Origin of the sequence: Flavobacterium litorale (assembly GCF_019613795.1) — a bacterium.
In the GTDB taxonomy this organism is placed as follows: Bacteria; Bacteroidota; Bacteroidia; order Flavobacteriales; family Flavobacteriaceae; genus Flavobacterium; species Flavobacterium litorale.
Genome location: NZ_CP080429.1, coordinates 1477971 through 1492493 on the forward strand (window position 1 = coordinate 1477971; position 14523 = coordinate 1492493).

21 protein-coding genes are annotated in these 14523 nt (G+C 37.2%); 18 read left to right on the forward strand and 3 right to left on the reverse strand.

Annotated features, from left to right (window positions below):
• The first annotated feature begins 2 nt into the window (after positions 1-2).
• Positions 3-728, forward strand: a complete 726-nt coding sequence (locus K1I41_RS06550) for a hypothetical protein (protein ID WP_220639579.1) — start codon at positions 3-5, stop codon at positions 726-728.
• A 17-nt stretch (positions 729-745) separates the two neighbouring features.
• Here K1I41_RS06550 and K1I41_RS06555 read toward each other — a convergent pair whose 3' ends face one another.
• Complete coding sequence (locus K1I41_RS06555; RefSeq protein WP_220639580.1) at positions 746-2023, reverse strand: replication-associated recombination protein A; 1278 nt, start codon at positions 2021-2023, stop codon at positions 746-748.
• 95 nt (positions 2024-2118) lie between these two features.
• Between K1I41_RS06555 and K1I41_RS06560 the strand changes: the two genes are divergently transcribed.
• The gene (locus K1I41_RS06560) at positions 2119-2913 is read left to right on the forward strand and encodes a rhomboid family intramembrane serine protease (RefSeq protein ID WP_220639581.1); all 795 of its coding nucleotides are present in this window, start codon (positions 2119-2121) and stop codon (positions 2911-2913) included.
• 44 nt (positions 2914-2957) lie between these two features.
• Here the strand turns inward: K1I41_RS06560 and rlmB are convergent, their stop codons facing one another.
• Both rlmB and K1I41_RS06570 read right to left on the reverse strand, forming a co-directional pair.
• Positions 2958-3692 carry a 23S rRNA (guanosine(2251)-2'-O)-methyltransferase RlmB gene (rlmB, locus tag K1I41_RS06565; protein ID WP_220639582.1) on the reverse strand — a complete coding sequence of 245 codons (735 nt, stop codon included), beginning with the start codon at positions 3690-3692 and terminating at the stop codon, positions 2958-2960.
• Positions 3693-3743: 51 nt separating this feature from the next.
• Positions 3744-5411, reverse strand: coding sequence for a BamA/TamA family outer membrane protein (locus tag K1I41_RS06570; RefSeq protein ID WP_220639583.1), 1668 nt, complete (start codon positions 5409-5411; stop codon positions 3744-3746).
• A 183-nt stretch (positions 5412-5594) separates the two neighbouring features.
• On the opposite strand from K1I41_RS06570, the gene rpsL reads away from it, so the two are divergent.
• The 16 genes from rpsL (at position 5595) to rplX (ending at position 14523) form a co-directional block, all read left to right on the forward strand.
• Positions 5595-5975: a 30S ribosomal protein S12 gene (rpsL, locus tag K1I41_RS06575; protein ID WP_220639584.1), complete on the forward strand. Its 381-nt coding sequence runs from the start codon at positions 5595-5597 to the stop codon at positions 5973-5975.
• A 27-nt stretch (positions 5976-6002) separates the two neighbouring features.
• The gene (gene rpsG / locus K1I41_RS06580; protein ID WP_220639585.1) at positions 6003-6479 is read left to right on the forward strand and encodes a 30S ribosomal protein S7; all 477 of its coding nucleotides are present in this window, start codon (positions 6003-6005) and stop codon (positions 6477-6479) included.
• A gap of 20 nt (positions 6480-6499) precedes the next feature.
• Positions 6500-8635 carry an elongation factor G gene (fusA, locus tag K1I41_RS06585; RefSeq protein ID WP_220639586.1) on the forward strand — a complete coding sequence of 712 codons (2136 nt, stop codon included), beginning with the start codon at positions 6500-6502 and terminating at the stop codon, positions 8633-8635.
• 10 nt (positions 8636-8645) lie between these two features.
• Positions 8646-8951, forward strand: a complete 306-nt coding sequence (rpsJ, locus tag K1I41_RS06590; protein WP_114676975.1) for a 30S ribosomal protein S10 — start codon at positions 8646-8648, stop codon at positions 8949-8951.
• Positions 8952-9066: 115 nt separating this feature from the next.
• Positions 9067-9684, forward strand: a complete 618-nt coding sequence (gene rplC / locus K1I41_RS06595) for a 50S ribosomal protein L3 (protein WP_220639587.1) — start codon at positions 9067-9069, stop codon at positions 9682-9684.
• Positions 9684-10313 (forward strand): 50S ribosomal protein L4, encoded by a 630-nt coding sequence (gene rplD / locus K1I41_RS06600; protein WP_220639588.1) that lies wholly within the window; start codon positions 9684-9686, stop codon positions 10311-10313. Before rplC ends, rplD begins: the two co-directional genes overlap by 1 nt.
• A gap of 7 nt (positions 10314-10320) precedes the next feature.
• Positions 10321-10611 (forward strand): 50S ribosomal protein L23, encoded by a 291-nt coding sequence (gene rplW / locus K1I41_RS06605; protein WP_220639589.1) that lies wholly within the window; start codon positions 10321-10323, stop codon positions 10609-10611.
• Positions 10612-10617: 6 nt separating this feature from the next.
• Positions 10618-11442 carry a 50S ribosomal protein L2 gene (rplB, locus tag K1I41_RS06610; protein WP_220639590.1) on the forward strand — a complete coding sequence of 275 codons (825 nt, stop codon included), beginning with the start codon at positions 10618-10620 and terminating at the stop codon, positions 11440-11442.
• Between the two features lie 10 nt (positions 11443-11452).
• A complete protein-coding gene (rpsS, locus tag K1I41_RS06615; RefSeq protein WP_220639591.1) occupies positions 11453-11731 on the forward strand; it encodes a 30S ribosomal protein S19 in 279 nt (92 codons plus the stop codon).
• A 9-nt stretch (positions 11732-11740) separates the two neighbouring features.
• Positions 11741-12157 carry a 50S ribosomal protein L22 gene (rplV, locus tag K1I41_RS06620; protein WP_220639592.1) on the forward strand — a complete coding sequence of 139 codons (417 nt, stop codon included), beginning with the start codon at positions 11741-11743 and terminating at the stop codon, positions 12155-12157.
• Positions 12158-12162: 5 nt separating this feature from the next.
• Entirely contained in the window at positions 12163-12906 is a 744-nt protein-coding gene (gene rpsC, locus K1I41_RS06625) for a 30S ribosomal protein S3 (protein ID WP_220639593.1), read from the forward strand.
• A gap of 19 nt (positions 12907-12925) precedes the next feature.
• Positions 12926-13345 carry a 50S ribosomal protein L16 gene (rplP, locus tag K1I41_RS06630; RefSeq protein ID WP_220639594.1) on the forward strand — a complete coding sequence of 140 codons (420 nt, stop codon included), beginning with the start codon at positions 12926-12928 and terminating at the stop codon, positions 13343-13345.
• 13 nt (positions 13346-13358) lie between these two features.
• A complete protein-coding gene (rpmC, locus tag K1I41_RS06635) occupies positions 13359-13550 on the forward strand; it encodes a 50S ribosomal protein L29 (protein ID WP_220639595.1) in 192 nt (63 codons plus the stop codon).
• Between the two features lie 18 nt (positions 13551-13568).
• Positions 13569-13826: a 30S ribosomal protein S17 gene (gene rpsQ / locus K1I41_RS06640; RefSeq protein WP_220639596.1), complete on the forward strand. Its 258-nt coding sequence runs from the start codon at positions 13569-13571 to the stop codon at positions 13824-13826.
• A 2-nt stretch (positions 13827-13828) separates the two neighbouring features.
• Positions 13829-14197 carry a 50S ribosomal protein L14 gene (gene rplN / locus K1I41_RS06645; RefSeq protein WP_220639597.1) on the forward strand — a complete coding sequence of 123 codons (369 nt, stop codon included), beginning with the start codon at positions 13829-13831 and terminating at the stop codon, positions 14195-14197.
• An 11-nt stretch (positions 14198-14208) separates the two neighbouring features.
• On the forward strand, positions 14209-14523 hold the full coding sequence (gene rplX, locus K1I41_RS06650) for a 50S ribosomal protein L24 (RefSeq protein ID WP_220639598.1): 315 nt from the start codon (positions 14209-14211) through the stop codon (positions 14521-14523).

Here is a 14523-nt window from a genome sequence, read left to right on the forward strand (position 1 = left end):
CTATGAGAAAATTTATATCCTTATTCCTTATCTTAATTACAACATCGGCTTTCTCACAAAATATAAGTGATTACCAGTATTTAATTGTACCCAAAAAATTTGATTTTCAGAAAAAAGCGGGTCAGTATAACTTAAATCAACTCCTTAAAGGTATTTTCGATAAAAAAGGATTTGTTACCTTTTATCCTGAAGACAAATTACCTGATGAGTTATACTTTGATAAATGTAAAGCATTGTATGCGGAGTTAGTAGACGATTCGGGTATGCTTACCACAGCGGTAAGCATCAGGATTAAAGATTGCTGGGATAGAGAGGTATTTATCTCTGAAAAAGGAATTAGTAAGGAAAAAGATATTCAACGCGGTTACTACGAAGCCCTGCGCAAAGCATCGTATTCTTTGGATGCGCTTGTTTACGAATACAACGGGTCTAATGCTAAAAATGTTGCTCAACCTACAAAAGAGACTGCAAAAACGGCTGAACCTGAAAATGCTGTGGATAGTAACGGTAATTTAACCCTATACGGGCAGCCCATACGTAACGGTTATCAGTTGGTAGATAGTACGCCTAAAGTAGTTTTAAAAATATATAATACATCGCAACCCGATGTTTACATAGGAGTTATGGGTGATAGAAGCGGGGTAGTATTTAAAAAGGGGGGCAGTTGGTTTTTTGAGTTTTACGAAAACGAAAAACTAATTAGCGAAAAACTAGATATTAAGCTTTAAAAGTTAAGGGGGGGGTACTAATATCCATATTTACCTTTCCACCTGTTTTTTAAAAAGTCACGGGTACTGTTTTCCCTACTATTACTTCCAGGGTCATACAATTTTGTGTTGGCTATTTCGTCAGGCAAAAATTCCTGTTCAGCAAAATTATTGGTGTAATCATGTGCGTATTTGTACTCATCACCATATCCCAATTCCTTCATTAATTTAGTAGGCGCATTGCGTAAGTGTAGTGGTATAGGCAAATCGCCAGTTTGTTTTACCAGTTGCTGCGCTTTACCAATTGCCATATAGGTGGCGTTGCTTTTTGGCGATGTTGCTAAGTATACCGCACATTGGCTCAAAATAATCCGCGATTCTGGATAACCAATAGTCGATACCGCTTGAAAAGTATTGTTCGCCATAATTAATGCCGTTGGGTTAGCATTCCCAATATCCTCACTTGCCAATATAAGCATGCGTCGGGCTATAAACTTTAAATCTTCGCCACCTTCAATCATACGAGCTAACCAATATACAGCTCCATTAGGGTCACTGCCTCGCATCGATTTTATAAATGCCGATACGATATCGTAATGTTGTTCGCCTGTTTTATCATAAAGTACCGTATGCTTCTGCGCAAGCTGCATTACTTTATCATTAGTAATTTCAATCGTATCGCCATCCGTAGCATTAATTACAAGTTCAAAAACGTTAAGTAACTTTCTGCCATCGCCACCCGATAATCGTAAGAGGGCTTCGGTTTCCTTTAGCGTGATGTTTTTTTGTTGCAGTACTTCATCTTTTTCCATAGCCCGATGCAGTAATGCCTCTAAATCTTCTCGTGAAAACGGATTTAGTACGTATACCTGACATCTTGACAATAGGGCGGGTATTACCTCAAAACTCGGGTTTTCGGTAGTAGCCCCAATAAGTGTAACCCATCCTTTTTCAACGGCTGCTAGTAAAGAGTCTTGTTGCGATTTGCTAAAACGGTGTATCTCATCAATAAACAAAATAGGATTTTTAGCCGTAAAAAGCCCACCGCTTTGTTTCGCTTTTTCAATTACTTCGCGTACCTCTTTTACACCCGAGTTAATAGCACTCAGCACATAAAAGGGGCGTTTGGACTCTTCCGCCATAATTTGGGCTAGGGTGGTTTTACCCGTTCCTGGAGGTCCCCAAAGGAGTAACGATGGTATTATGCCTTTTGCAATTTGATGGGTTAACGAGCCTTGTGGTCCTACCAAATGCTGCTGACTGATGTATTCAGATAAGTTTTGTGGGCGTATGCGTTCTGCTAAAGGTGCTTCCATACCGTAAAATTACACATTATGACAAAATTGCACGATATAAAAAGTGGTTAAATTCTTGACTAACCAATACCATATTCAATATAACTTTACATGCCGTGAACGATAATCGCTTTAAATTCTCCACATCAGTATTTGCTTGGCCACTCTATTTTGTGTTGGCATTATGGGTAGTGTATTGGATAGAAATAAGAGTTCCTATTGACCTTAGCCATTATGGCGTATACCCTCGAACTTTAAAAGGATTACGAGGCATTATTTTTAGTCCTTTTTTACACGGTGGTTTGGAACATCTGTATAATAACTCCATAGCTTTACTAGTACTCGTTGCTGCATTACGCTATTTTTATCGTAAACATGCGTTGCAGGTTATGGGGTACGGTATTTTGTTATCGGGTACTATTACATGGATTATTGCTAGGGATGCGTACCACATTGGGGCGAGCGGACTTATATATGTATTGGTAAGTTTTATGTTTTTTAAAGGTATACAAACAGGGTATTACCGTTTGGTGGCTTTATCGTTAACCATAATCATGCTATATGGCGGAATGATATGGTATGTTTTTCCTGATGTAGAAAAAGGTATATCGTGGGAAGGGCATTTGGCAGGTTTAATTACAGGTTTAATTTTCTCTCGATGGTATGATGCTCCCGATTACCAAAAACCGATAACCTATGATTGGCAAAAACCTGATTTTAACCCTGAAGATGACCCATTTATGAAACGGTTTGATGAAAACGGGAACTTTGTAAACCCACCAAAACCAGCACCAGAGGAGGTAGATTTGCAAGAACCTACATCTGCTACTATGCCACGTATAACTGTTGTATATACGTATACTAAAAACGATGATGTAGAAGAAGAGCAAGATACTAATGATGAATTATAGCTAGAGTATAATTCAATCTTTTTAAAACCTGAACTTTCCTATTTTTATCTTCTTTGTCGTACCGTTTCGTACAAAAATGCACCGCAAGCTACCGATACATTTAACGATGAAATACTACCAAACATGGGTAGCTTTGCTTTATTATCTACTATTTTAAGTACTGATGGATTAACGCCCCTGTCTTCCGAACCCATTATTATGGCTAAAGGTTCGTTAAAATTAATATCATAAATAGTATCGTCTGTTTTTTCGGTAGCAGCAACGGTTTTAATACCTGAGCCCTGAAAATGGAATATAGCATCCTTAATATGTTCTACCTTACAGATGGGCACATTAAATACAGCACCAGCCGATGTTTTTACGGTATCGCCATTTACAGGTGCCGAGCCTTGTTTCTGGACAATAATACCATCTACACCTGTACACTCTGCTGTACGAATAATGGCACCAAAGTTACGCGCATCCGATATTTGGTCGAGCACTAAAAATAAAGGGGTTTTACCGCTTTCTAACACTTGCTCTACCAATGTTTCAAGGTCATGAAACGATACAGGAGCAATGGTTGCCACAGCACCTTGGTGGTTATTTGGTGTAAGGCGGTTTAGTTTCTCTACAGGTACATAGCTAAAGTTAATGCTGTTGCGTTTTAGTACCTTCATAAGGTCGCGCATCAATTCGCCCTGTGCTTCTTTCTGTACAAAAACTTTATCTATTTCTTTGCCTGCCTGTATAGCTTCTATAATGGCGCGTATCCCGAATATTTGGTGCTCTTTTTCCATAGCGCAAATATAGTAATTTGCTTAGTGCAAACAGTAACTATATGCTATGTGCTAAAATTGGGTTTTAAAACTTAGGTGTACTATGGAGTTGGCTAGTTTAATACTATTGCCTTTTGTACTGCCGTTGGCATATACAATATTAAACACACCGTTTTTGGTAAGTAACCCAAAACCAAAACCAAGCCCTAGTAAATTATCGTTTAGTTCGGCTGTTTTATCTTGAAAATAACCATAGTCGGTAATAGAGTATATATATAGGTTAGGCGATAGTACATAACGATACTCTGCCATAAGTGCCGTATACAAACTTGCCTGTAAACTATTTTCGTTAAATCCACGTATGGAATTAATGCCTCCAAAGCGAAAAAGCTCATTAATAATATAGGAGTTACTCTTTAAGTAGAATGTTTCATTTTTTAGGTTTATAATGTTTCGTTTGTTTAAGTAAATGTTTTGCGAAACATCAGCTTCTATAAAATATTGGTCGGTATCGGTTGTTTTGGTTTCTCGTGTACCAAAACCTGCTTTTAAGAAAACAGTTGTTTTTTCGGGAAACAAAAAATCACCAAAATTGTAATTGGTATACTCATAAGTAGACGTCCAGAAGGTACTCGAATAATCACTAAGTGTACTATTGTCTATATTCTGAATATCGACTGATTCGGTTTGTTTGCGCCCCAAATACACCCGCGAGTTATAACTAAAATAATACCCCACATTAAGGTCGGTAACAGTAGTCTGGAAAGTACTGTCCTGCTTAAAAATGTTTAAGCTGGCTTTTACCCCAATGGGGCTTTTAAATATATAAGGCAACTCCAACGCTGCATTAAAGGTAGTTTGCTCCTCGCCATTGTTTTTCCAGTACAGGTTAAACTTCTCGCCAGAGTTTAATACATTATTAAGGAGTAAATCCAGGTAGCCATTAAAACGTACCTTGCCTTCGTCTTCATCGTTGGCGAAACCTATAAAACCATCAAACGTATTAGGCTTGGCTTTTTCAAGATACACATATACTTTAGTAGTGTCTTCTTTAAACAGTATTTCGGGGTAGCGCAGTTGGTTTATAAACCGTATGGCATTAAAATCGTTATATACCCGCTCCAAATTTTCTTTATTAAATGTCTTGCCTCTGTACTTTCGTAAAATGTTTCGGCGTATCCCTTCGGGAAATTTTTTATAGCCTTCTACTATCAATGCATCAAGCGTTCGCTTTTTAGCTATTGTAACATTTAAATAAGCAGTAAGTACTCCATTAGTTACTTCTTGGTTGGTAAGTTGTAGGTTACTTAACGAATACCCTTTTTTTTCCAGTACACTAATGCTATTTTTCATAAACCTTTCAGTTTCCAATATAGGCATCACAATAGTGTCATTATCTATATTTAAAAGTTGTTTATGAAAGGCTGAAAGTTTGCTTGTATATATATGTATAGTACTTGTTCTGTTTCCTACAAAAAAGGTGTATTTAAAAACAGAGTCGTTTACCTTTGCACGATTCATTTCTCGATTCTCTAAATACCCGATTTGCATTAAGGTTTCGGATAGGCGTGCAGCTTCGTTACTCACCGATTTAGCATTTTCGTGAACCTTACTGTACGAAATCGAGTCGATAACTTTTGTTTCGGCAACGCTAGCACCTTCAACTTCGAGGTAAAGGTTTTGTCCTTTTATCGAAAAGCAGGTTATAAATAGTATAAATATGAGGGAGAAATTCTTCAATGTAAAAAACAGTTGTCGGTAAAAATAACGTAAAAAAACCTGAAAAAATATAAAGGGTATTTTATGTTGCAGAGGTGTTTGAAAATTAATGAATTATGATTTGTTTTATTAATTATAATTCCTACATTTGCAACCCCGAAAAAAGCGGGATTTTTTAATTATAAGAAATTTTTAATAATAATTATGCCTACAATTCAACAATTAGTAAGAAAAGGGAGAACCCAGATAACTAAGAAGAGTAAATCGGCTGCTTTAGATTCTTGTCCTCAAAGAAGAGGGGTTTGTACACGTGTTTACACTACTACGCCAAAGAAACCAAACTCTGCAATGCGTAAAGTTGCAAGGGTTCGTTTAACGAATGGTAACGAAGTAAATGCATACATACCTGGAGAAGGACATAACCTACAGGAGCACTCGATAGTATTAGTTAGGGGTGGAAGGGTTAAAGATTTACCAGGTGTTAGATACCACATTGTTCGTGGTGCTCTGGATACTGCCGGTGTTAGCGGAAGGTTACAGAGAAGATCTAAATATGGTGCTAAACGTCCTAAAGACAAAAAGTAAATTTTTAAAGAGTTTTAAAGAGAAGACATGAGAAAAAGACAGGCCAAAAAAAGACCTCTTTTACCGGATCCAAGGTTTAACGACCAACTGGTAACACGTTTTGTAAATAACTTAATGTGGGACGGTAAAAAATCTACTGCTTTTAAAGTGTTTTATGATGCAATAGACATCGTGGAAGCTAAAAAGCAGGACGAAGAAAAAACAGCATTAGAGTTGTGGAAAGATGCTCTAACAAATGTTATGCCTCATGTAGAGGTAAGAAGCCGTAGAGTAGGTGGTGCTACTTTTCAGATACCAATGCAAATACGTCCAGATAGAAAAATATCTATGGCGATGAAATGGTTAATACTTTATGCAAGGAAAAGGAATGAGAAATCGATGGCTCAAAGGTTAGCTTCTGAGGTTTTAGCTGCTGCTAAAGAAGAAGGTGCTGCTGTTAAAAAGAGAATGGATACTCATAAAATGGCAGAGGCTAATAAAGCATTCTCTCACTTTAGATTTTAATTCATAAAGAAAAAATAACAATGGCAAGAGATTTAAAATTTACTAGAAACATAGGGATTGCGGCTCACATTGATGCTGGTAAAACAACAACAACAGAGCGTATCCTTTTTTATACTGGAATGTCTCACAAAATAGGTGAGGTGCACGACGGTGCTGCTACTATGGACTGGATGGAGCAAGAGCAGGAAAGAGGTATTACAATTACCTCGGCAGCTACTACTTGTACCTGGAACTTTCCTACAGAGCAAGGTAAAGCATTACCAGAGTCTAAACCTTACCACTTTAATATTATTGATACTCCTGGACACGTTGACTTTACTGTTGAGGTAAACCGTTCGTTGAGAGTATTAGATGGTCTTGTATTCCTTTTTAGTGCTGTTGATGGTGTTGAGCCACAATCTGAAACGAACTGGAGACTTGCTGATAACTATAAAGTACCACGTTTAGGGTTTGTAAACAAAATGGACCGTCAGGGATCTAACTTCCTTGCAGTATGTAAGCAGGTTAAAGATATGTTGAAGTCCAACGCTGTGCCAATTGTATTGCCAATTGGTGATGAAGCTGACTTTACAGGTGTAGTTGATCTTATAAAAAATCAGGCTATTGTATGGCATGATGACAACTACGGATCTACATTTGATGTTGTGCCAATTCCTGAGGAACTTGTAGCAGAAGCAAAAGAGTTAAGAGCAAAACTTATTGAAGAGGTTGCGGCTTATGACGAAAATCTTCTTGAGAAGTTTATGGAGGATGAAGACTCTATAACAGAAGAAGAAATAAATAATGCGCTTAGAAGTGCTACAATTGATATGGCTATCATACCAATGTTATGTGGTTCTTCATTTAAAAACAAAGGAGTTCAGTTTATGCTAGACTCTGTTTGTAAATTCCTTCCTTCTCCTTTAGATAAAGAAGCGATTGAAGGTACAGATCCTGATACAGAAGAGCCTGTTTTACGTAAGCCATCTGTAAAAGAGCCATTCTCGGCACTTGCGTTTAAAATTGCTACCGACCCATTTGTTGGTCGTTTAGCATTCTTTAGAGCATATTCAGGTCGTCTTGATGCTGGTTCGTACGTATTCAATACACGCTCTGGTAATAAAGAACGTATCTCTCGTATTTATCAAATGCACGCTAACAAGCAAAATGCAATTGAATATATAGAGGCTGGAGATATTGGAGCTGCTGTAGGATTTAAAGATATTAAAACAGGGGATACACTATGTGATGAAAAACATCCTATAGTACTTGAAAGTATGGACTTCCCTGATCCAGTAATTGGTATCGCTATTGAGCCTAAAACTAAGGCTGATGTAGATAAAATGGGTATGGCTTTGGCTAAACTTGCTGAAGAAGATCCAACATTTACAGTAAGAACCGACCATGCTTCAGGACAAACAATTATATCAGGAATGGGTGAGCTTCACTTAGATATCCTTGTAGATCGTATGAAGAGGGAGTTTAAGGTAGAGGTAAACCAAGGTGAGCCACAAGTGGAGTATAAAGAAACTGTTACCAAATCTGCTAATCACAGAGAAGTTTATAAAAAACAATCTGGTGGACGTGGTAAATTTGCAGATATCGTTTTCACAATTGAGCCTGCTGACGAGGTGGACGGAAAAGTTCCTGTAGGACTTCAGTTTGTAAATGAGGTTAAAGGTGGTAACGTTCCTAAAGAATACATACCATCTGTAGAAAAAGGATTTAAAGAAGCTATGAAAGCAGGACCTCTTGCAGGTTATGAAGTTGATAGCTTAAAAGTAACGCTAAAGGATGGTTCTTTCCACCCTGTAGATTCGGATGCACTATCGTTTGAGCTAGCTGCAAAAATGGGTTATAAAGAATCTGCAAAAGCTGCAGGGGCTGTTATCCTTGAACCTATTATGAAACTAGAGGTATTAACGCCTGAGGAAAATATGGGTGATATTGTTGGTGACCTTAACAGAAGAAGAGGTCAGATAAACAGTATGGATGACAGAGCTGGATCTAAAGTAGTAAAAGCAGACGTTCCACTTTCGGAGATGTTTGGTTATGTAACTACCCTAAGAACATTATCTTCAGGTAGAGCAACATCTACAATGGAATTCTCTCACTATGCTGAAACACCTTCTAACATTGCAGAAGAGGTAATCAAGAAAGCAAAAGGAACCGCTTAATTTAAAGAAAATGAGTCAAAAAATCAGAATAAAATTAAAATCATACGATCATAGCCTTGTAGACAAGTCTGCAGAGAAGATTGTAAAAACGGTAAAAAGTACAGGAGCTGTAGTTACAGGACCTATACCACTACCTACTAACAAAAAGATTTTTACAGTACTGCGTTCTCCGCACGTAAACAAAAAATCAAGAGAGCAATTTGAAGTTAGTTCTTACAAAAGGCTTTTAGATATCTATAGCTCATCTTCAAAAACTATTGATGCTTTAATGAAATTAGAGCTTCCTAGTGGAGTAGAAGTAGAGATAAAGGTATAATTACAAAGTAATTGAGTTTATAAAGGTTGAGTACTGAGTATTATCTCGGTACTCAATTCTTATATCGTATTACCAAATTAAAATTTAATAAATAGTAATTAATAATTAGTTTAATATGTCTGGGTTAATTGGAAGAAAAATCGGCATGACTAGCATTTTCGACGAAAACGGGAAAAACATTCCTTGTACAGTAATCGAAGCAGGTCCATGTGTCGTTACCCAAGTCAGAACCAATGAGGTTGACGGGTATAATGCGTTGCAACTTGGTTTCGATGACAAATCAGAAAAACACGTAACAAAAGCGGCCGAAGGTCACTTTAAAAAAGCAGGTACTTCTGGTAAAAGAAAAGTCGTTGAATTCAAGGAATTTGAAGAAGAACATAACTTAGGAGATGTTCTAACTGTAGATTTGTTCAGCGAGGGCGAATTTGTAGATGTACAAGGAGTATCAAAAGGTAAAGGTTTCCAAGGTGTTGTAAAACGTCACGGCTTTGGCGGTGTAGGTCAAGCAACACACGGTCAGCATAACCGATTAAGAGCTCCAGGTTCTGTTGGTGCATCATCATATCCATCAAGGGTATTTAAAGGTATGCGTATGGCAGGAAGAATGGGTGGAGAAAATGTAACAGTACAAAACCTTGCAGTTTTAAAAGTTGTGGCAGATAAGAACCTTCTTGTTGTTAAAGGTGCTGTTCCAGGACATAAAAACTCGTATGTAATCATTCAGAAGTAATGGAAGTAAAAGTATTAGATATCAACGGAAAAGAAACTGGCAGAACGGTAACCCTTTCTGATTCAGTATTCGCAATCGAGCCTAATAAACATGCTGTTTACCTTGATGTTAAACAATATCTTGCTAACCAAAGACAGGGTACTCACAAAGCCAAAGAAAGAGCTGAGATAACAGGTAGTACACGTAAGATAAAAAAGCAAAAAGGAACAGGTACAGCTCGTGCAGGTAGTATTAAAAACCCTTTATTTAAGGGTGGAGGAAGAGTTTTCGGTCCAAGACCAAGAAGCTATTCTTTTAAACTTAATAAAAACCTTAAGCGTTTAGCAAGAAAAACAGCATTAACGTTAAAAGCAAAAGAAGCTAATTTAGTAGTGGTTGAAGATTTTAATTTTGATGCGCCAAACACTAAAAATTTCATTAATGTTTTGAAAGCTTTAGGGTTAGATAATAAAAAATCTTTATTTGTGTTGGGCGATACAAATAAAAATGTATATTTGTCGTCACGCAATTTAAAAAACTCTAGCGTTATAACTGCTTCAGAATTAAACACTTATGGAATTGTTTATACAAATAGTTTAGTTCTTGCAGAGAGTTCGTTAGAAGGGATTGTAGAAAATTTAAGCAAATAATAGCATTATGAGCATTATAATTAAGCCTATCATCACTGAAAAAATAACTAAGGACGGAGAGATTTTTAACCGCTTTGGTTTTGTTGTTGACAAGAGAGCTAACAAAATCCAGATAAAAAATGCTGTTGAGGCTGCTTATGGGGTTTCTGTAGTAGGTGTTAACACGATGAATTACAGAGCTGATAGATCGGTTAAATACACTAAGAGTGGTTTAATATCAGGAAAGACAAATGCTTATAAAAAAGCAATTGTACAAGTACAAGAAGGAGAAACAATAGATTTTTACAACAATATCTAAGATAAAATGTCAGTAAGAAAATTAAAACCTATTACCCCGGGTCAGCGTTTTAGAGTTGTTAATAGCTTTGACACTATTACAACTGATAAGCCGGAGCGTTCATTAATCGCGCCGAAAAAAAACTCAGGAGGTAGAAATAGTCAAGGAAAAATGACCATGCGTTATAAAGGCGGTGGTCACAAGCAAAGATATCGTATAATTGATTTTAAAAGAGCTAAACCAGGTGTTACAGCTACAGTTAAAACAATTGAATACGATCCGAACCGTTCAGCATTCATTTCATTATTGGAGTATGCTGACGGACAGAAGGCTTACATGATTGCTCAAAATGGGCTTCAAGTAGGTCAAACTGTAGTTTCAGGAGAAGATGCATCGCCAGAAATTGGAAATGCATTGCCTTTAAGTAAAATTCCTCTGGGAACTGTAATATCTTGTATTGAGTTACGTCCAGGTCAAGGTGCTGTTATAGCGCGTAGTGCTGGTACTTTTGCTCAGTTAATGGCAAGAGATGGAAAATATGCAACAATAAAAATGCCATCGGGCGAGACAAGGTTAATCCTTTTAACGTGTATGGCTACTATTGGTACAGTTTCCAACTCAGACCACCAGTTGATTGTATCTGGTAAAGCAGGTAGATCAAGATGGTTAGGTAGAAGACCAAGAACAAGACCAGTAGCAATGAACCCGGTAGATCACCCAATGGGTGGTGGTGAAGGACGTTCTTCAGGAGGTCACCCACGCTCAAGAAAAGGACTTCCGGCAAAAGGTTACAGAACTCGTTCTAAAGTTAACCCGAGTAATAAGTATATTATAGAACGTAGAAAAAAATAATAAGTAAGATATGGCACGTTCATTAAAAAAAGGACCTTACGTTCACTATAAATTAGAGAAAAAAGTTCAAGAAAACGTAGAGAAGGGTAATAAAGCAGTTGTTAAAACATGGTCGAGAGCTTCTATGATTACTCCTGATTTTGTTGGGCAAACTATTGCAGTGCACAACGGACGCCAGTTCGTTCCTGTTTACGTTACAGAGAATATGGTAGGTCATAAACTAGGAGAATTTTCACCAACACGCTCGTTTAGAGGTCATGCTGGTGCTAAAAATAAAGGTAAAAAATAATAAGAAGCTATGGGAGTTCGTAAAAGAGAAAGAGCAGAGCAGATAAAAGAAGCTAACAGGCATATAGCATTTGCCAAGCTTAATAACTGCCCAACTTCGCCCCGAAAAATGCGCATAGTTGCAGATTTGGTAAGAGGTAAAAAGGTAGAATTGGCTCTTAATATATTAAAATTCAATAGTAAAGAAGCTTCTCGTAAATTAGAAAAACTTTTGTTATCAGCAATAAACAACTGGCAACAAAAAAATAGCGAGGAAAATCTTGAAGAAGCAGGTCTTTTTGTAAAAGAGATAAGAGTAGATGGCGGAACAATGCTAAAAAGACTCAGACCAGCACCACAAGGTCGTGCTCATAGAATAAGAAAACGTTCTAACCACGTAACAATCGTGCTTGGAGCTATTAATAATAATACACAAAGTAATCAATAAACAGTATGGGACAAAAGACAAATCCAATAGGAAATCGCCTTGGAATCATCAGAGGATGGGACTCAAACTGGTATGGTGGAAATGACTACGGTGATAAACTTGCCGAAGACCATAAAATCAGAAAGTATATCTATGCTCGTTTAGCGAAAGCTAGTGTATCAAAAGTAATAATCGAGAGAACGCTTAAACTTGTAACCGTTACTATCACTACTGCCCGTCCCGGTATCATTATCGGTAAAGGTGGTCAAGAGGTAGACAAGTTAAAAGAAGAACTTAAGAAAATTACTGACAAAGAGGTTCAAATCAACATCTTTGAGATTAAACGACCAGAATTAGATGCTCACCTAGTAGGTGCTAGCATTGCGCGCCAAATTGAAAGCAGAATCTCTTACAGAAGAGCTATCAAAATGGCTATTGCTGCCGCTATGCGTATGAATGCAGAAGGTATCAAGATATTAATATCGGGTCGTTTGAATGGTGCTGAAATGGCACGTTCAGAAATGTTCAAAGAAGGTAGAGTTCCTCTATCAACTTTCAGAGCTGATATTGATTATGCACTTACAGAGGCACATACTACTTATGGTAGAATGGGAATCAAAGTGTGGATCATGAAAGGTGAGGTTTACGGTAAGAGAGATCTTTCTCCGTTAGTAGGTATGGATAAAAAACAATCCAAATCTTCAGGATCTCAAGGTAGGTCTAATTCAGGCAGACCAGGCGGAAGACCAGACCAACGCAAAAGAAAGTAATTATTTAAACTAAAGAAAAATGTTACAGCCTAAAAGAACAAAATACCGCAAGGTACAGAAGGGTAGAATGAAGGGACTGTCTCAAAGAGGTCACGAACTTTCTAATGGAATGTTTGGTATAAAATCTTTAGATGCATCTTTTATTACTTCTCGTCAAATCGAAGCTGCCCGTATTGCGGCAACACGTTTCATGAAAAGAGAAGGTCAATTGTGGATTAAAATTTTTCCAGATAAACCTATTACCAAAAAACCTCTAGAGGTACGTATGGGTAAAGGTAAAGGTGCAGTAGAGTATTGGGCTGCTGTAGTTAAGCCTGGAAGAATTATGTTTGAAGTAGGAGGAGTACCAATGGCAGTAGCAAAAGAGGCATTACGCCTTGCTGCACAAAAACTTCCTGTAAGAACTAAGTTTATTGTTGCCAGAGATTTTGAAGCATAATTAAACATTTATTATGAAACAATCAGAAATTAAAGATCTATCTGCAGCTGAGTTACAAGGTAAGCTTGGTGAATTAAGAAAGACATATGCCGATTTAAAATCAGCTCACGCTATATCTCCTATTGATAATCCATTACAAATAAGAACTGTAAGAAGATCTATTGCGAGAGTAGCTACCGAGTTAAGCAAACGAGAATTACAATAATTGTAGTCTAGCTGAAAGATGGAAAAAAGAAATTTAAGAAAAGAGCGAGTAGGTGTTGTTACTAGCAACAAAATGGTAAAATCCATAGTTGTTTCTGAAACAAGAAAAGTAAAACACCCATTATACGGTAAGTTCGTGTTGAAAACTAAAAAATATGTTGCACACGACGAAACAAACGACTGTAACATTGGAGATACTGTAAAGATCATGGAAACACGACCTTTAAGTAAAAACAAATGTTGGAGATTAGTAGAAATCATTGAAAGAGCTAAGTAATTATGGTACAACAGGAATCTAGACTAAAAGTAGCAGATAACACGGGAGCTAAAGAAGTTTTAACTATACGTGTGCTAGGAGGAACGAAACGTCGTTATGCCTCTGTTGGAGATAAAATTGTAGTTTCAATAAAAGATGCAGCACCTAACGGAAACGTTAAAAAAGGTACTGTTTCTACTGCAGTTGTTGTACGTACCAAAAAAGAAGTGAGAAGAGCCGACGGTTCATACATTAGATTTGATGATAACGCTTGCGTATTATTAAATGCTACTGGTGAAATGAGAGGAACTCGTGTTTTTGGTCCTGTAGCGAGAGAACTTCGTGAAAAACAATTCATGAAAATTGTATCATTAGCACCAGAAGTGCTTTAATTGATTTAGAGATGACAAAGCTAAAGATAAAATCAGGAGACACCGTTAAGGTAATTGCTGGAGAGAATAAAAACTCCCAAGGCAAAGTGCTACGTGTACTTCGTGAAAAAAACAAAGCCGTAGTTGAGGGCGTAAACATGGTATCCAAGCATACTAAGCCAAGCGCTAAAAACCCTCAAGGAGGTATCGTTAAGAAAGAGGCTCCTATACACATATCTAACCTAGCATTAATAGATCCTAAAACGCAGGAGCCTACAAAAACAGGAGTTAGAGTAGAAGGAGATAAGAAAGTGAGATTTTCAAAAAAATCTAATCAAGTATTATAG

Excerpts from the sequence above, each read along its gene's own strand:
- K1I41_RS06550 (WP_220639579.1), top strand. The coding sequence starts at position 3 with ATGAGAAAATTTATATCCTTATTCCTTATCTTAATTACAACATCGGCT.
- K1I41_RS06555 (WP_220639580.1), bottom strand. The coding sequence starts at position 2,023 with ATGGAAGCACCTTTAGCAGAACGCATACGCCCACAAAACTTATCTGAA.
- rlmB (WP_220639582.1), bottom strand. The coding sequence starts at position 3,692 with ATGGAAAAAGAGCACCAAATATTCGGGATACGCGCCATTATAGAAGCT.
- rpsL (WP_220639584.1), top strand. The coding sequence starts at position 5,595 with ATGCCTACAATTCAACAATTAGTAAGAAAAGGGAGAACCCAGATAACT.
- rpsG (WP_220639585.1), top strand. The coding sequence starts at position 6,003 with ATGAGAAAAAGACAGGCCAAAAAAAGACCTCTTTTACCGGATCCAAGG.
- fusA (WP_220639586.1), top strand. The coding sequence starts at position 6,500 with ATGGCAAGAGATTTAAAATTTACTAGAAACATAGGGATTGCGGCTCAC.
- rpsJ (WP_114676975.1), top strand. The coding sequence starts at position 8,646 with ATGAGTCAAAAAATCAGAATAAAATTAAAATCATACGATCATAGCCTT.
- rplC (WP_220639587.1), top strand. The coding sequence starts at position 9,067 with ATGTCTGGGTTAATTGGAAGAAAAATCGGCATGACTAGCATTTTCGAC.
- rplD (WP_220639588.1), top strand. The coding sequence starts at position 9,684 with ATGGAAGTAAAAGTATTAGATATCAACGGAAAAGAAACTGGCAGAACG.
- rplW (WP_220639589.1), top strand. The coding sequence starts at position 10,321 with ATGAGCATTATAATTAAGCCTATCATCACTGAAAAAATAACTAAGGAC.
- rplB (WP_220639590.1), top strand. The coding sequence starts at position 10,618 with ATGTCAGTAAGAAAATTAAAACCTATTACCCCGGGTCAGCGTTTTAGA.
- rpsS (WP_220639591.1), top strand. The coding sequence starts at position 11,453 with ATGGCACGTTCATTAAAAAAAGGACCTTACGTTCACTATAAATTAGAG.
- rplV (WP_220639592.1), top strand. The coding sequence starts at position 11,741 with ATGGGAGTTCGTAAAAGAGAAAGAGCAGAGCAGATAAAAGAAGCTAAC.
- rpsC (WP_220639593.1), top strand. The coding sequence starts at position 12,163 with ATGGGACAAAAGACAAATCCAATAGGAAATCGCCTTGGAATCATCAGA.
- rplP (WP_220639594.1), top strand. The coding sequence starts at position 12,926 with ATGTTACAGCCTAAAAGAACAAAATACCGCAAGGTACAGAAGGGTAGA.
- rpmC (WP_220639595.1), top strand. The coding sequence starts at position 13,359 with ATGAAACAATCAGAAATTAAAGATCTATCTGCAGCTGAGTTACAAGGT.
- rpsQ (WP_220639596.1), top strand. The coding sequence starts at position 13,569 with ATGGAAAAAAGAAATTTAAGAAAAGAGCGAGTAGGTGTTGTTACTAGC.
- rplN (WP_220639597.1), top strand. The coding sequence starts at position 13,829 with ATGGTACAACAGGAATCTAGACTAAAAGTAGCAGATAACACGGGAGCT.
- rplX (WP_220639598.1), top strand. The coding sequence starts at position 14,209 with ATGACAAAGCTAAAGATAAAATCAGGAGACACCGTTAAGGTAATTGCT.